The sequence below is a fragment of the Streptomyces sp. NPDC015346 genome (assembly GCF_043078785.1).
Taxonomy (GTDB): Bacteria; Actinomycetota; Actinomycetes; order Streptomycetales; family Streptomycetaceae; genus Streptomyces.
Genome location: NZ_JBIBTW010000001.1, coordinates 850,801 through 865,272, shown reverse-complemented (window position 1 = coordinate 865,272; position 14,472 = coordinate 850,801). Strand labels below are relative to the sequence as shown.

13 protein-coding genes are annotated in these 14,472 nt (G+C 73.7%); 7 read left to right on the top strand and 6 right to left on the bottom strand.

What is annotated here, in order from left to right; all coding sequences use genetic code 11:
• Positions 1 to 130: 130 nt before the first annotated feature.
• Entirely contained in the window at positions 131 to 2,827 is a 2,697-nt protein-coding gene (gene aceE, locus ACF06X_RS03935; protein WP_392285565.1) for a pyruvate dehydrogenase (acetyl-transferring), homodimeric type, read from the top strand.
• 94 nt (positions 2,828 to 2,921) lie between these two features.
• Positions 2,922 to 3,890: a helix-turn-helix transcriptional regulator gene (locus tag ACF06X_RS03930; protein ID WP_392285564.1), complete on the top strand. Its 969-nt coding sequence runs from the start codon at positions 2,922 to 2,924 to the stop codon at positions 3,888 to 3,890.
• Between the two features lie 5 nt (positions 3,891 to 3,895).
• Here the strand turns inward: ACF06X_RS03930 and ACF06X_RS03925 are convergent, their stop codons facing one another.
• Positions 3,896 to 4,378, bottom strand: coding sequence for a DUF6010 family protein (locus ACF06X_RS03925; RefSeq protein WP_392285563.1), 483 nt, complete (start codon positions 4,376 to 4,378; stop codon positions 3,896 to 3,898).
• 141 nt (positions 4,379 to 4,519) lie between these two features.
• On the opposite strand from ACF06X_RS03925, the gene ACF06X_RS03920 reads away from it, so the two are divergent.
• On the top strand, positions 4,520 to 5,506 hold the full coding sequence (locus tag ACF06X_RS03920) for a GlxA family transcriptional regulator (protein WP_392285562.1): 987 nt from the start codon (positions 4,520 to 4,522) through the stop codon (positions 5,504 to 5,506).
• Here ACF06X_RS03920 and ACF06X_RS03915 read toward each other — a convergent pair.
• Positions 5,503 to 6,426: an SDR family oxidoreductase gene (locus ACF06X_RS03915; protein ID WP_392285561.1), complete on the bottom strand. Its 924-nt coding sequence runs from the start codon at positions 6,424 to 6,426 to the stop codon at positions 5,503 to 5,505. The genes ACF06X_RS03920 and ACF06X_RS03915 overlap by 4 nt on opposite strands.
• Positions 6,427 to 6,526: 100 nt before the next feature.
• Between ACF06X_RS03915 and ACF06X_RS03910 the strand changes: the two genes are divergently transcribed.
• On the top strand, positions 6,527 to 7,045 hold the full coding sequence (locus ACF06X_RS03910) for a DUF4240 domain-containing protein (protein WP_392285967.1): 519 nt from the start codon (positions 6,527 to 6,529) through the stop codon (positions 7,043 to 7,045).
• Between the two features lie 37 nt (positions 7,046 to 7,082).
• Here ACF06X_RS03910 and ACF06X_RS03905 read toward each other — a convergent pair whose 3' ends face one another.
• Together ACF06X_RS03905 and ACF06X_RS03900 are read right to left on the bottom strand one after the other, a co-directional pair.
• Positions 7,083 to 7,937, bottom strand: a complete 855-nt coding sequence (locus ACF06X_RS03905; protein ID WP_392285560.1) for an SDR family NAD(P)-dependent oxidoreductase — start codon at positions 7,935 to 7,937, stop codon at positions 7,083 to 7,085.
• Entirely contained in the window at positions 7,937 to 8,722 is a 786-nt protein-coding gene (locus ACF06X_RS03900) for an SDR family NAD(P)-dependent oxidoreductase (protein WP_392285559.1), read from the bottom strand. Before ACF06X_RS03900 ends, ACF06X_RS03905 begins: the two co-directional genes overlap by 1 nt.
• A gap of 131 nt (positions 8,723 to 8,853) precedes the next feature.
• Here ACF06X_RS03900 and ACF06X_RS03895 point away from each other — a divergent pair, with 131 nt between their 5' ends.
• On the top strand, positions 8,854 to 9,495 hold the full coding sequence (locus ACF06X_RS03895; protein WP_392285558.1) for a TetR family transcriptional regulator: 642 nt from the start codon (positions 8,854 to 8,856) through the stop codon (positions 9,493 to 9,495).
• Positions 9,496 to 9,558: 63 nt separating this feature from the next.
• Here the strand turns inward: ACF06X_RS03895 and ACF06X_RS03890 are convergent, their stop codons facing one another.
• Positions 9,559 to 10,062 carry a GNAT family N-acetyltransferase gene (locus ACF06X_RS03890; RefSeq protein WP_392285557.1) on the bottom strand — a complete coding sequence of 168 codons (504 nt, stop codon included), beginning with the start codon at positions 10,060 to 10,062 and terminating at the stop codon, positions 9,559 to 9,561.
• A 46-nt stretch (positions 10,063 to 10,108) separates the two neighbouring features.
• On the opposite strand from ACF06X_RS03890, the gene ACF06X_RS03885 reads away from it, so the two are divergent.
• Positions 10,109 to 11,005 (top strand): TIGR01777 family oxidoreductase, encoded by an 897-nt coding sequence (locus ACF06X_RS03885; protein ID WP_392285556.1) that lies wholly within the window; start codon positions 10,109 to 10,111, stop codon positions 11,003 to 11,005.
• 202 nt (positions 11,006 to 11,207) lie between these two features.
• The gene (locus tag ACF06X_RS03880) at positions 11,208 to 12,599 is read left to right on the top strand and encodes an NAD(P)/FAD-dependent oxidoreductase (RefSeq protein ID WP_392285555.1); all 1,392 of its coding nucleotides are present in this window, start codon (positions 11,208 to 11,210) and stop codon (positions 12,597 to 12,599) included.
• A gap of 61 nt (positions 12,600 to 12,660) precedes the next feature.
• On the opposite strand, the gene ACF06X_RS03875 is transcribed toward ACF06X_RS03880, so the two are convergent.
• On the bottom strand, positions 12,661 to 14,262 hold the full coding sequence (locus tag ACF06X_RS03875; RefSeq protein ID WP_392285554.1) for a regulator: 1,602 nt from the start codon (positions 14,260 to 14,262) through the stop codon (positions 12,661 to 12,663).
• Between the last annotated feature and the right edge of the window lie 210 nt (positions 14,263 to 14,472).

Sequence of the window (14,472 nt, the reverse complement as noted above, 5' to 3'; positions counted from 1 at the left end):
CCCTTCAACCCTTTGATCGATCATCGATCGGCGGCTTACAGTCTTCGGCGGGCCGCACCCCGGCCCTCGCCCTGTCCTGCCAGACACGGCACCCCTTCTCCACCCCCATCCTGTCCGGAAGGCGGCGATCATGACCGATCCCGTAGGCAAGATTCCGAGCGAGCTCGACCAGCTCCCGGACCGTGACACCGAGGAGACCGCCGAGTGGGCGGCCTCCCTCGACGCCGTCACCAAGGCCGCCGGCCCCCATCGGGCCGCCTACCTGATGCGCCGCACCCTCCAGCACGCCGAGGGCGCGGGCCTGGCCCTGCCCAAGCTGCTGGAGACGGACTACGTCAACACCATCCCCACCTCCGCGGAGCCCGTCGTCGACGGCGACGAGGAGCTGGAGCGGAAGATCACCGCCTGGAACCGCTGGAACGCGGCCGCGATGGTCACCCGCGGCGCCAAGCACGGCGTCGGCGGCCACATCGCCACCTTCGCCTCGGCGGCCTGGCTGTACGAGACCGGCTTCAACCACTTCTTCAAGGGCAAGGAGGGGGACGGCTCCGGCGACCAGCTCTACATCCAGGGCCACGCCTCCCCCGGCATCTACGCCCGCGCCTTCCTCGACGGCCGCCTGAACGAGACACACCTCGACAACTTCCGGCAGGAGTCGGCGGGCCAGGGCCTGCCCTCCTACCCGCACCCGCGCCGGCTGCCCTGGCTGTGGGAGTTCCCGACCGTCTCCATGGGTCTGGGCCCGCTCTCCGCCATCTACCAGGCGCGCTTCAACCGCTACCTCACCAACCGCTCCATCAAGGACGTCTCCGCGTCCCACGTGTGGGCGTTCCTCGGTGACGGCGAGATGGACGAGCCCGAGTCGACCGCGGCCCTGGCGCTCGCCGCCCGCGAGGGTCTGGACAACCTGACCTTCGTCATCAACTGCAACCTGCAGCGCCTCGACGGCCCGGTCCGCGCCAACTTCAAGATCGTGCAGGAGCTGGAGGCCCAGTTCCGCGGTGCCGGCTGGAACGTCGTGAAGTCGCTGTGGGGCGGTGCCTGGGACGAGCTGTTCGCGCTCGACACCACCGGCGCCCTCGTCCGCCGCCTCCGTGAGGTCCCGGACGCGCAGGTCCAGACGTACCAGACCCGCGACGCGGCCTACATCCGCCAGGACTTCTTCGGCTCCGACCCGGCGCTCGTCGAGATGGCGAAGCTGCTGAGCGACGACAAGATCCTGGAGTGCTTCCACCTCTCGCGCGGTGGCCACGAGCCGCGCAAGGTGTACGCCGCGTACAAGGCCGCCCTGGAGTTCAAGGGCGCGCCGACGGTGATCCTGGCGCAGACCGTGAAGGGCTTCACGCTGGGCGAGGGCTTCGCCTCGAAGAACGCGAACCACCAGATGAAGAAGCTCTCGGTGGACGAGTTCAAGAACATGCGCGACCTGCTGGAGCTGCCGATCTCGGACGCGCAGTTCGTCGACGGTGTGGTGCCCTACGGCCACCCCGGCGCCGACTCCCCCGAGGTCCGCTACCTCCAGGAGCGCCGCGCGGCCCTCGGCGGCCCGGCCCCGGCCCGCCGCACCCACGCGCTCGCCCCGCTGCCGGCCCCGGCCGAGAAGACCTTCGCCGCCTTCGACAAGGGCTCCGGCTCCCAGTCGGTGGCGACCACGATGGCGTTCGTCCGCCTGGTGAAGGACCTGGTCCGCGACAAGGAGACCGGCAAGCGCTGGGTTCCGATCGTCCCGGACGAGGCCCGTACCTTCGGTATGGAGTCGCTGTTCCCGTCGCTCGGCATCTACTCGCCGAAGGGCCAGACGTACGAGCCGGTCGACCGCGACCAGCTGATGTACTACAAGGAGGCCGTCAACGGCCAGATCCTCAACGAGGGGATCACCGAGGCCGGTTCGATGGCCGACTTCATCGCCGCCGCGTCGTCGTACTCGACGCACGGCGAGGCGATGATCCCGTTCTACATCTTCTACTCGATGTTCGGCTGGCAGCGCACCGCCGACCAGATGTGGCAGCTCGGCGACCAGCTCGGCCGCGGCTTCCTCGTCGGCGCGACGGCGGGCCGTACGACGCTGACCGGTGAGGGCCTCCAGCACGCGGACGGCCACTCCCCGATGATCGCGGCGACCAACCCGGCGGCGCTGACCTACGACCCGGCCTTCGCCTACGAGGTCGCGGCCATCGTCAAGGAGGGTCTGCGCCGGATGTACGGCGAGGCCGCCGAGGGCGAGGACCGGGACGTCTTCTACTACCTCACCGTCTACAACGAGCCGATGCCGCAGCCGGCCAAGCCGTCCGGTGTCGACGAGGGCATCATCAAGGGCCTGTACCGCTTCAACACGGCGGAGTCCGCCGGCCTGGAGCTGCCCGCGAACGCGCCCCGTATCCAGCTGCTCAGCTCGGGCACGGCGATCCACTGGGCCCTTCAGGCCCAGAAGCTGCTCGCCGAGGAGTGGGGTGTGGGCGCCGACGTGTGGTCCGCGACCTCCTGGACGGAGCTGCGGCGCGACGCGCTGGAGGCCGACGCGGCGCTGCTGCGCGGCGAGGAGCGGATCCCGTACGTCCGCAAGGCGCTGGAGGGTGTCGACTCCCCGGTCCTCGCGGTGACGGACTACATGCGTCAGGTCCCGGACCAGATCGCCCAGTGGGTCGAGCAGGACTGGTCCTCGCTCGGTGCGGACGGCTTCGGCCTCTCCGACACCCGCGAGGCGGCCCGCCGCCACTTCGGGGTCGACGCGCAGTCGATCGTGGTCGCGTCCCTGGCCCAGCTGGCCCGTCGCGGCGAGGTCCGCGCGACGTCCGTGAAGGAGGCGCGCGAGCGCTACGGCCTGTAGGTAGGAGGGCCCGTCACCACCGGCCGGGGGCCGCGGCACCGCTGCGGCCCCCGGCCGCGTTGAGGCCCTCGAACCGAGCCTCAAGAATGGCTCCATGCGTGCTGCCCGGCTCATCAAGATGGTGCTTCTGCTCCAGTCCCGTCCCTCCATGACCGCGGCCGAACTGGCCGAGGAGCTGGAGGTGTCCGAGCGCACCGTCACCCGGGACGCCCTCGCACTCTCCGAGGCGGGGGTACCGGTGTACGCGGACCGGGGGCGGGCCGGCGGGTACCGGCTCGTCGGGGGCTACCGCACCCGGCTGACGGGGCTCGCCCGGGGCGAGGCCGAGGCGCTCTTCCTGTCCGGACTGCCGGGCGCGCTGCGGGACATGGGCCTGGCGGACGCGGCCTCGGCGGCGCGCCTGAAGGTGTCGGCGGCGCTGCTGCCCTCGCTGAGCGACGCCCCCGAGTCGGCGGCGCAGCGCTTCCATCTGGACGCGCCCGGCTGGTACCAGGAGCCGGAGACGCCGGAGTGGCTCGCGGCGGTCGCGGAGGCCGTGTGGGACGACCGCGTCCTCTCGGCGCGCTACCGACGCGGGGACGCGGAGGTGGAGCGCCGCCTGGAACCGTACGGCCTGGTCCTGAAGGCGGGCGTCTGGTACGTCTGCGCGCGGGCCGGCGAATCGTTCCGTACGTACCGGGTGGACCGCTTCACCGCTGCCTCGGTGGGGGAGGAACGTTTCGTACGGGACGAGGAGTTCGACCTGCCGGCCTTCTGGGCGGAGCGGTCGATGGAGTTCGCGCGCTCCCTGCTCCGTACGGAGGTGGTGCTGCGCCTTTCGGAGGCGGGGGCGCGGCGGCTTCCGTACGTCACGGACCGGGCGGCGGCCGAGGAGGCGCTGGCCTCGGGCGCGGGCGACGGGCGGGGCCGGGTGACGGTGACGCTCCCGGTGGAGAACGAGGAGGTCGCCTTCGGGCAGCTGCTCTCGCTGGGTCCGGAGGTGGAGGTGCTCGCGCCGGAGAGCCTGCGGGCCCGGTTCGCGGAGGCGGCCCGGGGGCTCGCGGCGCTGTACGGGGAGCGGTGAGGCGTTCAGGCGAGCAGCAGCATCGCCAGCGCGCCCGAGGCGTCGACCACGCAGCACCACTCCGACCAGGCCCGGGGGACGACCTTCCCGGTGCGGTGGTGGACGAAGTCCCAGGCGGCGTGCGCCAGCCAGCCGACGGCCAGGAGGCGGTAGCCGAGGGTCGCGTCGACGGCGAGGGCGGTCAGGGCGACGGCCGCGAAGCCGAGGAGTCCGGCGAGCTGGAGGAGGAGGACGCGGGGTCGGCCGAGTTCGCGGCGGAAGGCCCCGAAGAGCAGGTAGCACACCGGCATGACGACGAGGAGTCCGGCGAGCAGGGGCGCGGGCGGGAGGCCGTCGACGAAGGTGGCGAGGGCCAGGGCGAGCGCGAGGAGCGTGGGCCAGCGGTGTCCGAGGGCACGCGGGAGGCGGGCCACGACCGAGCGGCGAGGCGTCACGTCCTCGCCGCGCGTCGTGCCGGTGCCGGTGCCGGTGCCGGAGGCGAGGGTCATGGGGTCTCCCGAGGGGCTCGTCGGTGTCTGTCGTCCAGGGGCCTGTGTCAGTGTGTGTCCCGGCCGGTAGGGGCCGCGCCCGAGCGGCGGATCGATGTCCGGGGCCTTGGGGTACCGGTCCTTCCGGCATAGGGTCGCCGCATGGCGGAGCGGCTCATGGTGGTGGTGGGTTACGAATCGGCCGAGTTGCTGGACATCGCGTGTGTGACGACGAGCCTGGCCATGGCCAACGGGCTCGGTGAGCCGGACGTGCCGTACCGGGTGAGCGTGGTCGGCCCGGGCGGCGGCCCGATCGTGTGCGGTTCGGGGCTGGCGCTGCAGAGCCAGGAGTCGCTCGAACGGCTGGTCGGCCCCCTCGACACGCTGATCGTGTCGGGCGGTGTCGGCTTCGAGCGGGCGGCGGAGGACACCCGGCTCGTGGGGCACGTCCGCAGGCTGGCCCGGGAGAGCCGGCGGGTGGCCTCGGTGTGCACGGGGGCGGGTGTGCTGGCCGCCGCCGGGCTGTTGGAGGGCCGCCGCGCCACCACGCACTGGAGGTTCGCGCCGTGGCTCGCCGCTCGCCACCCGGAGATCACGGTGGACCCCGCGCCCCTCTACATCCGCGACGGGAACGTCTACACGGCCGCCGGCATCACCAGTGCGCTCGATCTCACGCTGGCCTTCATCGAGGAGGACCACGGCCCCGAGCTGGCCCGCCAGGTGGCCCGCGACCTCGTCACGTATCTGCAACGGCCGGGCAGCCAGGCCCAGATGAGCCTGTTCACGGCCGCCCCGCCGCCCCGCAACGACCTGGTGCGCGGACTCGTCGAGCACATCGTCGCCCACCCGGACCAGGACCTCGGCACGGCGACGCTCGCGGCCCGCGCGGGCGTGACGCCGCGTCACCTCACCCGGCTGTTCACGGAGCACCTCGGGCAGGCGCCGGGCCGGTTCGTCCGGCAGGCCCGCACCGAGGCGGCCGCGCATCTCCTCGTGTCGACCGCGCTGCCCATGGGGGGCGTGGCGGCCCGCTGCGGCTTCGGCACGGCCGAGTCGCTGCGTCAGGCGTTCACCCGCCGGTACGGCATCTCTCCCGCCCGCTTCCGGGCCACCCAGTCGCGGCGGCCGGGCCCGGAGGAGGCCGCCTAGCGGTAGTCCGCCACGTCCGGTTTCCCGGTCTCGCCCGCGATGATGAAGCCCCAGGCGTCCGGGCGCGAGCCGTCGGCGTCCGTGAAGCCGTACTCCTTGGCGAGCTGCCCGCTGGAGAGCGACTGTCCGTTCCAGCGCGCCCGGTCCGGGTCGGCCGCCAGGGCGGCGACCGCCCGCCCGATGTAGACAGGGGACTCGGAGACGGCGAAGTCGGGGAGCTTCTCGGTCGCGTCGCGCCAGTTCGCCTCGGTCACGCCGAAGTGGTCCAGCATCTGTTCGGAGCGCAGCCATCCGGGGGTGACCGCCACCGCCGTGCCGCCCATGTCCTTCAGGTCGTGCGCGAGGGCGTACGCCATCCGGATCGGCGCGTTCTTGGCGAGGTCGTAGAAGAAGTTCTCCCGGAAACGGGTGTTGTACTCGGCGGTTCCGTCCGTCACCTCCACGACCAGGCCGCCGGGGTGACGGACCAGCAGCGGCAGCGCCACCGCGCTGGTGATGACATGGGTCTTCACCCCCAGCTCCAGCATCCGCAGCCCGCTGTCGAGGTCGGTCTCCCAGATCTTCTTCCCGAAGGCGGGGACCAGGAGGTGTTCGCCGCCCCAGACGTCGTTGACCAGGATGTCGAGCCGGCCCCGCTCCCGGTCGATCCGGTCGACCAGGGCCCGGACCCGGTCGATCTCCAGGTGGTCGGTGGGCACGGCGACGCCCTCGCCGCCGGCCGCCGTCACCAGCTCGGCGGTCTCCTCGATGGTCTCCGTCGTCCGGCCGACCTCGCTGACCTTCGTACGGGTGGTGCGCCCGGTGACGTACACGGTGGCGCCGGCCGTGCCGAGCTGGACGGCGATGGCGCGGCCCGCGCCCCGCGTGGCGCCCGCGACCAGTGCGATCCTGCCGCCGAGCGGCTTCGATTCAGTCGTCATGGAACGACAGTGACAGGAAAATACGACATCCTCTGTCGGGTATGAATTCGGCCGTTTCGGAGTGCGTCGGCCTCTCGCAAGGTCGATGCTTGATCCCGTGATGGACGAGACGGAGTTCTGGGAGATCATCGACTCCACCCGCGAGGCCGCCGACGGCGACCCCGAGGAACACGCCGACCTGCTCGTCGAGCGGCTGCTGCGGCTCGACCCCGACTCCGTGGTCGACTTCGCCCGGCACTTCGAGGCCCGCTACAACCGCGCGTACCGCTGGGATCTGTGGGGCGCGGCGGCGGTGCTGCTCGACGGGGCGAGCGACGACGTCTTCGACTACTTCCGCTGCTGGCTGATCGGGCAGGGCAGGGAGGTCTTCGAGGGCGCGGTGCACGATCCCGACGCGCTCGCGGAGCTCCTCGACGACTTCGACGAGGAGATCGACGGGGACGGCGAGGAGCTCGGTTTCGCGGCGGACGAGGCGTACGAACAGCTGACCGGCGCCGAGACGCCGGATCTCGGGATCCCGCCCCAGCCGTCGGAGCCGGAGGGCACCGCGTTCGACCTGGAGGACGACGAGGTGCTCGCGGCGCGCTTCCCGATGCTGTGGGAGCGCTTCCGTTCGTGACCCCGTCGGCCCGTGGTCCCGTCAGCCCGGCGTCCCGTCAGCCCGGCGGGATGGGCGCGGGGTCCGCCTGGGTGAGGATCGTCTTCGTGCGCGCCGGGAGCGCTTCCCGGAGAGTCTCGGGCTGCGGGATCACCCAGTACCTCCCCTCCGCGACCATCGTGAAGACACGCTCGGCGTGCTCCTCGGGCGTCAGCCCGTGCTCGTCGCTGAGCGTCTGCAGCCGGTCCGCGAAGCCGACGACCTCGGGCGGGGCGTCCTCGCCGGGCCGGGCGGCGCGGAATATCTCGCTCCTGACGGCGCCGGGGGTCACCACGGAGACCTGGATCGGGGCGCCCTTCATCCGCAGCTCGTGGTGGAGCGACTCGGTCAGGGCGAGGACGGCGAACTTGGTGGCGCTGTACGGGGCCATCAGAGGGCTGGGCAGCAGGCCGCCGATCGAGGACACGTTCACCACCCAGGCCTGTTCGCCCTGATCCAGCATGCGCGGGACGAAGGCGCGGATGCCGTTGGCGCAGCCGCCGACGTTGACGCGGAGCATGGCGTCCCAGCGCTCGGCCGGTATCTCCCAGGAGTAGCCCATGGCCATGATTCCGGCGTTGTTGACCAGGAGGTCGACGGCGCCGAAGCGGGTGTACGCGCGGTCGGCGAGCGCTTCCACGGAGGCCGGGTCGGCCACGTCGGTGACGACGGCCTCGACCTCGGCGCCGGTCGCGCGCAGGTCGTCGGCGAAGGCGGCGAGCCGTTCGGCGGCGATGTCGGCCAGGACCAGCTTCATGCCGAGTGCGGCGGCGTGGCGGGCGAGGCCGGCGCCGATGCCGGAGGAGGCGCCGGTGACGACGGCGGTCCGGCCGCCGAAGACCCGTGCGGCGAGACTCGAGTCGCGGGGGGACATCAGAAGTGGGTCCCGCCGTCGATGCGGATCTCGGTGCCGGTGATGAAGGCCCCGTCCTCGCTCGCGAGCATCGCGACGACACCGGCGACGGTCTCCGGTCCCGCGAAGCCCTGGCCGAGGGCGGGGGCGAGCTTCATGAAGAGCGTCATGTCGGCGTCCTCGGGCAGGCCGGGGCCGACGCTCTGCCGGCTGGCGCCGGTGCCGTCGGTCATGCCGGAGGAGATGGAGCCGGGCTGGACGGCGGTGAAGCGGATGCCCCGCCGCGCGTACTCGGCGGCGAGCGCGTGGGTCATGGACTGGATGCCGCCCTTGCTGGCCGCGTAGGCCGCCATGTAGGGGTGGGCGAACGCCGCCGAGGTGGAGGAGAAGTTGACGACGGCGGAGCCGTTGCCCTCCAGGAGGGCGGGTATCGCCTCGCGGATCACGAGGAAGGTGCCGGTCAGGTTGATCCGCAGGACCTGCTCGAAGGAGTCGAGGCTGGTCTCGTGGGTGTGCGAGGAGCGCAGGATCCCGGCCGCGTTGACCAGGACGTCCAGGCCGCCCAGCGCCTCGACGGCGGCGGCCACGCCCGCGCGGACCGAGGCCTCGTCGCCGATGTCCACCACGAGGGTCGTCAGGCGCCCGGCGTCCGCGCCCGCCTTGGCGAGGGTGTCCTTGAGGCCGGCCTCGCTGATGTCGGCGGCGACGACGCTGCCGCCCTCGGCGAGCATGCGCAGCGCGGTGGCCTGCCCGATGCCGGAGCCGCCGCCGGTGACCAGGGCGCGGCGTCCTTCGTAGCGGTTCATGTCTGTCCGACCTCTCGGTGTGGCGGCGCGATCGAGATTCTCGACGCACTGCCACCGTACGCCTTCATGGCACGTTTTGCCATAGCTGCACGGTGTGCAGAATTGTCCGGGCCGGGCGTACGCTTCGTACGGTGAGCACCAAGCCCCCTTCCCTGACCGAGCGCCGCAAGGCGGCCACGCAGCTCGACATCGCCCGGGCCGCCGCCGAGCTCTTCACCGAGCACGGCCCGGACGGCACGACGGCCGAGGACATCGCCCTGCGGGCCGGGGTCGCCCTGCGCACCTTCTACCGCTACTTCCGCTCCAAGCAGGACGCCGTCGCCCCGCTGCTGGCCGGCGGCGCGGACCGCTGGCGGGAGTCGCTCGCGGCGGCCGAGCCGGGCTCCGCCGTCCCCACCGCCCTGGAGCGATCGATCGCGGAGGCGCTCTCGGCCCACGACGAGGAGGCCGCCGAGGGGCTGCGGTGGACCCGGGGGCTGCTGCGGGCCGCCGCCGAGGACCCCGCGCTGCGCGCGGTCTGGTACCGGGTCAACCAGGAGTCCGAGGAGAGGCTGCGCGCCGTGGTGGCCGGCCTCGCCGGCCCCGGAGCCGACCCCCTGGAGGTACGGCTCACGGCCGCCGCGGCCACGGACGCGATCAGGGTCGCCCTGGAGGCGTGGGCGGAGTCGGACGCGCCGGTACGGGGCGAGGGGGCGCCCGCCGAGCTCGCGGTGCGCTGCCTGCGGGAACTGATGGGCGGGATGCGACTGTTGGGACCGGACGCCGGGGAGTGAGAAGCCGCCCTTTCAGGGGCTCGAAGCCCAGGGCTTGAGGCCGCCTCAGGCCTTGAGGCCGCCTCAGGGAGTCAGCGACCGCCCCATGAGGATGTCGTCGACGTACGCCCCGTGCAGGAAGAACTCGCCGGGCAGCACCCCCTCGACCACGAACCCCTCGGAGGCGTAGAGCGCGCGGGCCGGCGCGTTGTGGCCGAGGACGCGCAGGGTGATGCGGTTGCCGCCCTGGCGCAGGGTCTCCGCCATGGCGGCGCGCAGCAGCGCGCGGGCCACACCGCGGCCCCGGGCGCTCTCGGCGACGGCGAGGCCCTGGATCTGGCGGACGTGCGCGTTGCAGGCGAGCGGGGTGGGCGGCGCGAGACGGAGGTAGCCGAGGAGGGCTCCGTCGGGAGCCTCGGCGACCAGGTGTTCCTCGGGCGGGTGCCGGTCGTCGAAGAAGGGGGCGTACGGCGGCTCCGGCGCCGGCAGTACGGCGTGCAGCGGCGACCAGGTGGAACGGTCGAGCTCGCCGAGGGCCTGCTCGTCGCTGGGCAGGGCCCGGCGTATCCGCGTCTCCGGCACGTTCATGTCCGCCACTGTGCCACGGGTCCGCCGGGGAGGGCAGGATGGCCCCATGCAACGCTCCCGTATCGCGGTCACCGGCGCCTCCGGACTCATCGGCTCGGCCCTGGTGCGCTCCCTGCGCGCCGACGGCCACCACGTCTCCCGCCTGGTGCGGCGGCCGGCACGGACGGCGGACGAGGTGGAGTGGGATCCCGCGCGGCTGTACGTCGACTCGGCCGGGCTCGTGGGCGTGGACGCGGTCGTGCACCTGGCGGGCGCCGGCGTCGGCGAGCGCCGCTGGAACGAGGCGTACAAGAAGGAGATCCGCGACAGCCGGGTGCTCGGTACGGCGGCGATCGCCCAGGCCCTCGCCTCGCTCGCCGAGCCGCCGAAGGTCCTGGTGTGCGGCACGGCCCTGGGCTACTACGGGGACACCGGCACGCGCGCGGTGGACGAGAGCGCGCCAGCGGGCGAGGGTTTCCTGCCCTCCGTCTGCGTGGAGTGGGAGGCCGCGGCGGCACCCGCGGAGGAGGCCGGCATCCGGGTCGCCTACGCCCGCACCGGTCTGGTGGTGGCCCGCGAGGGCGGCGCGTGGGGGCGTCTCTTCCCGGTCTTCCGCGCCGGGGTCGGTGGCCGGATGGGCGACGGCAGGCAGTACTGGAGCTTCATCTCGCTGCACGACGAGGTGGCCGCGCTGCGCCATCTGATCGACACCGACTCCCTGTCGGGGCCGGTGAACCTGACCGCGCCCGAGCCGGTCACCAACCGGGAGGTGACGGCGGCGATGGGGCGCGTCCTGCGCCGTCCGACGCTCTTCACCGTCCCCGCACCGGCACTGAGGCTGGCCCTCGGGGACTTCGCCCAGGATGTGCTGGGCAGTCAGCGGGTGCTTCCGGGGCGACTGTTGGAGTCCGGTTTCGCCTTCGCGTTCCCGACCATCGACGAGTCGATCCGCGCCGCCGCCTGACCGGCGGCCGGAGCACACCGGCGGGCAGAGCGGGCCCGCCGGCCGGTGTGCGACCCCGTGCTGCGCGCACCCCCGCCGCGCGCGGCTGGCAGCCGTGGGCGCGGTGCCTAGGCTTGCAGGCCCTGAATGCGAACCGGGGCATTCCAGGGGCCGGTTGGGGGCATAGGCCTCCCACAAGGCGCGCCGACCTGGGGAGGGGCACGTGCTCAGTACCGCACGCCAGAGGGACACCGTCACGGACGTCGTCATCGTCGGAGCCGGGACGGCGGGGCTCTCGGCCGCGCACCGGCTGACCAGGGCGGGAGTCACGGTCACCGTCCTGGAAGCCGCACCGCGGGTCGGCGGCCGGATGGCCACCGACGAGGTGGACGGCTTCCGGCTCGACCGGGTGGGGCCGCTGCTCACCACCTCCTACCCGGAACTGCGCCGTACGCCGGGCCTGGACGGTGTCGTCCTGCGGCCGTTCGCACCGGGGGCGCTGGTGCACAGCGACGGACGGTACGTCAGAACGGGAGAGGCGGGGGGCGGACGGTGGGGGTCCTCCCCCGCCGCCCGGGGCGTGGGGGGCGCTTTCACGGTGGCGCGCGCCCTTGCGAGCGCCCCCCGTAATCCGGCCGCCTCGCTGGACCAGGCCCGCCTCGCCGCGACCCTCGCCCGGCTCGCCGCCACCCCCGCGCAGCGGCTGCTGACCCGGCCGGAACGGACCGCCCGCGAGGCGCTGACCGCCCGGCTGCCCGCCCGTACCGTCCAGGGGCAGTTGCGTCCGCTGCTCGCGGCGCTGCTCGCCGACCCCGATCTCACCACCTCCAGCCGGTGCGCCGACCTCGCGCTGCGCGCCTTCGCACGGGGGCGGCTGTCCGCGCCGGAGGGAGGGTCGGCCGCCCTGCCGGAGCGGCTGGCGGCGGCGCTGCCGGCCGGCACGGTCCGTACCGGCGTACGGGTCACCGAGGTCTCGATCGACAAGGTGGCGACCGCCGAACACGGCGAGTTCGGCTGTCGTTCGGTGATCCTGGCGACCGGCGCCCGTACCGCCGCCGAGCTTCTGCCGGGGCTGCGGACGCCGGCCTTCCACGCCGTGACCGTGCTGCACCACACGGCCCCCTTCGCGCCGACATCCGATCCGGTGCTGCTTCTGGAGGCCGATCCGGGGGGTCCGGTCGCGCACACGGCGGTGATGAGCGCCGTCGACCCGACGCGCGCGCCGGGCGGCCGGGTCCTGGTCACCTCGACGGTGCTCGGCACCCCGCCGGACGACCCCGAGCGCCGGGTCCGCAAGCACCTGGCGACCCTGTACGGCACGTCGACGGACGAGTGGGAGCTCCTCGCCTTCCACCACACCCCGGACGCCGTCCCGGCCATGTCGCCTCCCCACGATCCGCGCCGCCCGGTGCGGCTGCTCGCGGGGCTCTACGTCTGCGGCGACCACCGCGACACCGGCATGGTCGACGGCGCCCTGCGCTCCGGCCGCCGCGCGGCCCAGGCGCTCCTGAAGGACCTCGGCATCCGCACGGACACGGACAACACGGACATGGAGACGCGTCGCCGTCGGGGCCGGGGCACGGCGGCGGCGGGGGCGGTGGGCGCGGTGGCCTAGGGAGGGCGCACCCTTACGGGCCGGTGGGGGCGTACGGGTGGTGTGCGCCCCCGCGCCCGGGTCAGCCGATCGCGGCCACCCGGTCGCGGTAGGTCCGCACGGCCGCCGCGTCCCGGTACGGCTCCAGGCGCCGCTCGAAGTCCCGTACGTACTCCAGGGCGCGGGCGGAGCGCATCTCGGAGGCCTGCTGGGCGGCCTCCGCGCCCAGCGCGCACGCCTGCTCCAGCTCACCGAGGCCGAGCCGGGCCGAGGCGAGCACCACCCGGCAGAAGAGGCGGCTGCGCGCGAAGCCCGGCGCGCGCAGCTGGAGCGAGCGCTCGGCGTGCTGCGCCGCCGACCGGTACTGCTGGAGGTCCCGGTGGCAGTGGCCGAACTCGTCGGCGAGCTGCGCCTCGTCGAACGGTCGCGCCCAGTACGGCACCTCGTCGCCGGGCCGGGCCGCCTCCAGCGCCCGCTCGGCCCGCGCGAGCGAGGCGCTGCACGCCCGCGCCTCGCCGAGCACCCCGTGGCCGCGCGCCTCCACCGAGTGCAGCAGCGCCTGCACGACGGGCGGGGCGGCGGAGCCGACGCCCTGCTGGGCGACGCGCGCCAGCTGCACGGCCTCGCGCCCGTGGCCGAGGTAGACGGCCTGGCGGCTCATGGTGATCAGTACGTACGAGCCGTAGGCGCGGTCCCCGGCGGCCTGGGCGAGCCGCAGCGCCTGGACGAAGTATCGCTGGGCGAGGCCGTGGGCGGCGATGTCGTACGAGGTCCAGCCGGCCAGCCTGGTCAGGTCGGCGGCCGCGGCGAACAGGCGGCGGCCGACGGACTCGCCGTACGTGCCGCGCAGCATCGGTTCGGCCTCGTGCTCCAGATAGCGGACGAGGGCCTGGCGGGCGTGGCCGCCGCCGTAGGCGTGGTCCAGAGTGCGGAAGAGCTCGCCCACCGAGCGCAGGGCGGCGATGTCGCCGCTGGAGACGCGCTGCCCCGGCCCTCGGTCGGTGCCGCGCTGGCGGGGGACGGCGATGCGGCCCTGCGGGGGGACCCGGGGATCCTGGCCGGGGTGGTTGCGCGTGTCGGCGGCGAGCCGGCCGCCGCCGTCAGGACCCGGACGGGTCTCGGTCCCGAGCCGGCCGCCGTCCATGCCGTGTCGGCCGTCGGGGCCGGAGCGGGCGGCCGAGGCGAGCCGGCCGTCGGGGCCGAGGCGGCCGTTGGGCGCCGGTGTCTCTCCTCGGGCCACCCGCTCGTCGGCCCGGCCGATCAGCCAGTCCCGGCTGGGGACGACGAGACCCGCAGGCGTGAAGGCGATCTTGCGGAGCTCGGCGTGGCTGCCGGAGTCCTTGCGCCACAGCCCGCTGACGATGTCGACGGCCTCCTCGGGCGTCGCCGCGAACTCAAGACCCGCGTAGACGGGCGCGCAGGCGTCCAGACCGAGGTCCTGCGCGGAGAGCCGGCGGCCCAGCCGGCGGGTGAAGACCTCGGCGATGAGGGCGGGGGTGGTGCCGCGCGGCTGCTGCCCGCGCAGCCAGCGGGTCACGGAGGTCTTGTCGTACCGCAGGTCGAGTCCGTGCTCCAGGCCGAGCTGGTCCACCCTCCTGGCCAGGCCCGCGTTGGAGAACCCGGCCTCGGCGATGAGCGCGGCGAGCTGGCGGTTCGGGATGCGCTGTGGGGGTCGTTCCGTCATCAGCTGTGCGGTCTCCTGCCTTCCGGGCCCGGGTGGCAGCCCTCATGGAACGGCGCGAATTTAGCGGCCCACAGCGCCCATACCGCCTCCTTCGCCCCACATTCATCCGATCGTGTGAGGATTGCGGCCTCCGCTGACGTAGGTCCGGCGTAGGTGGGCGGCGTCCGCCCGTTCGCACCTGCCGGACCGGTGTCCGCGGCGCCGCCGTAC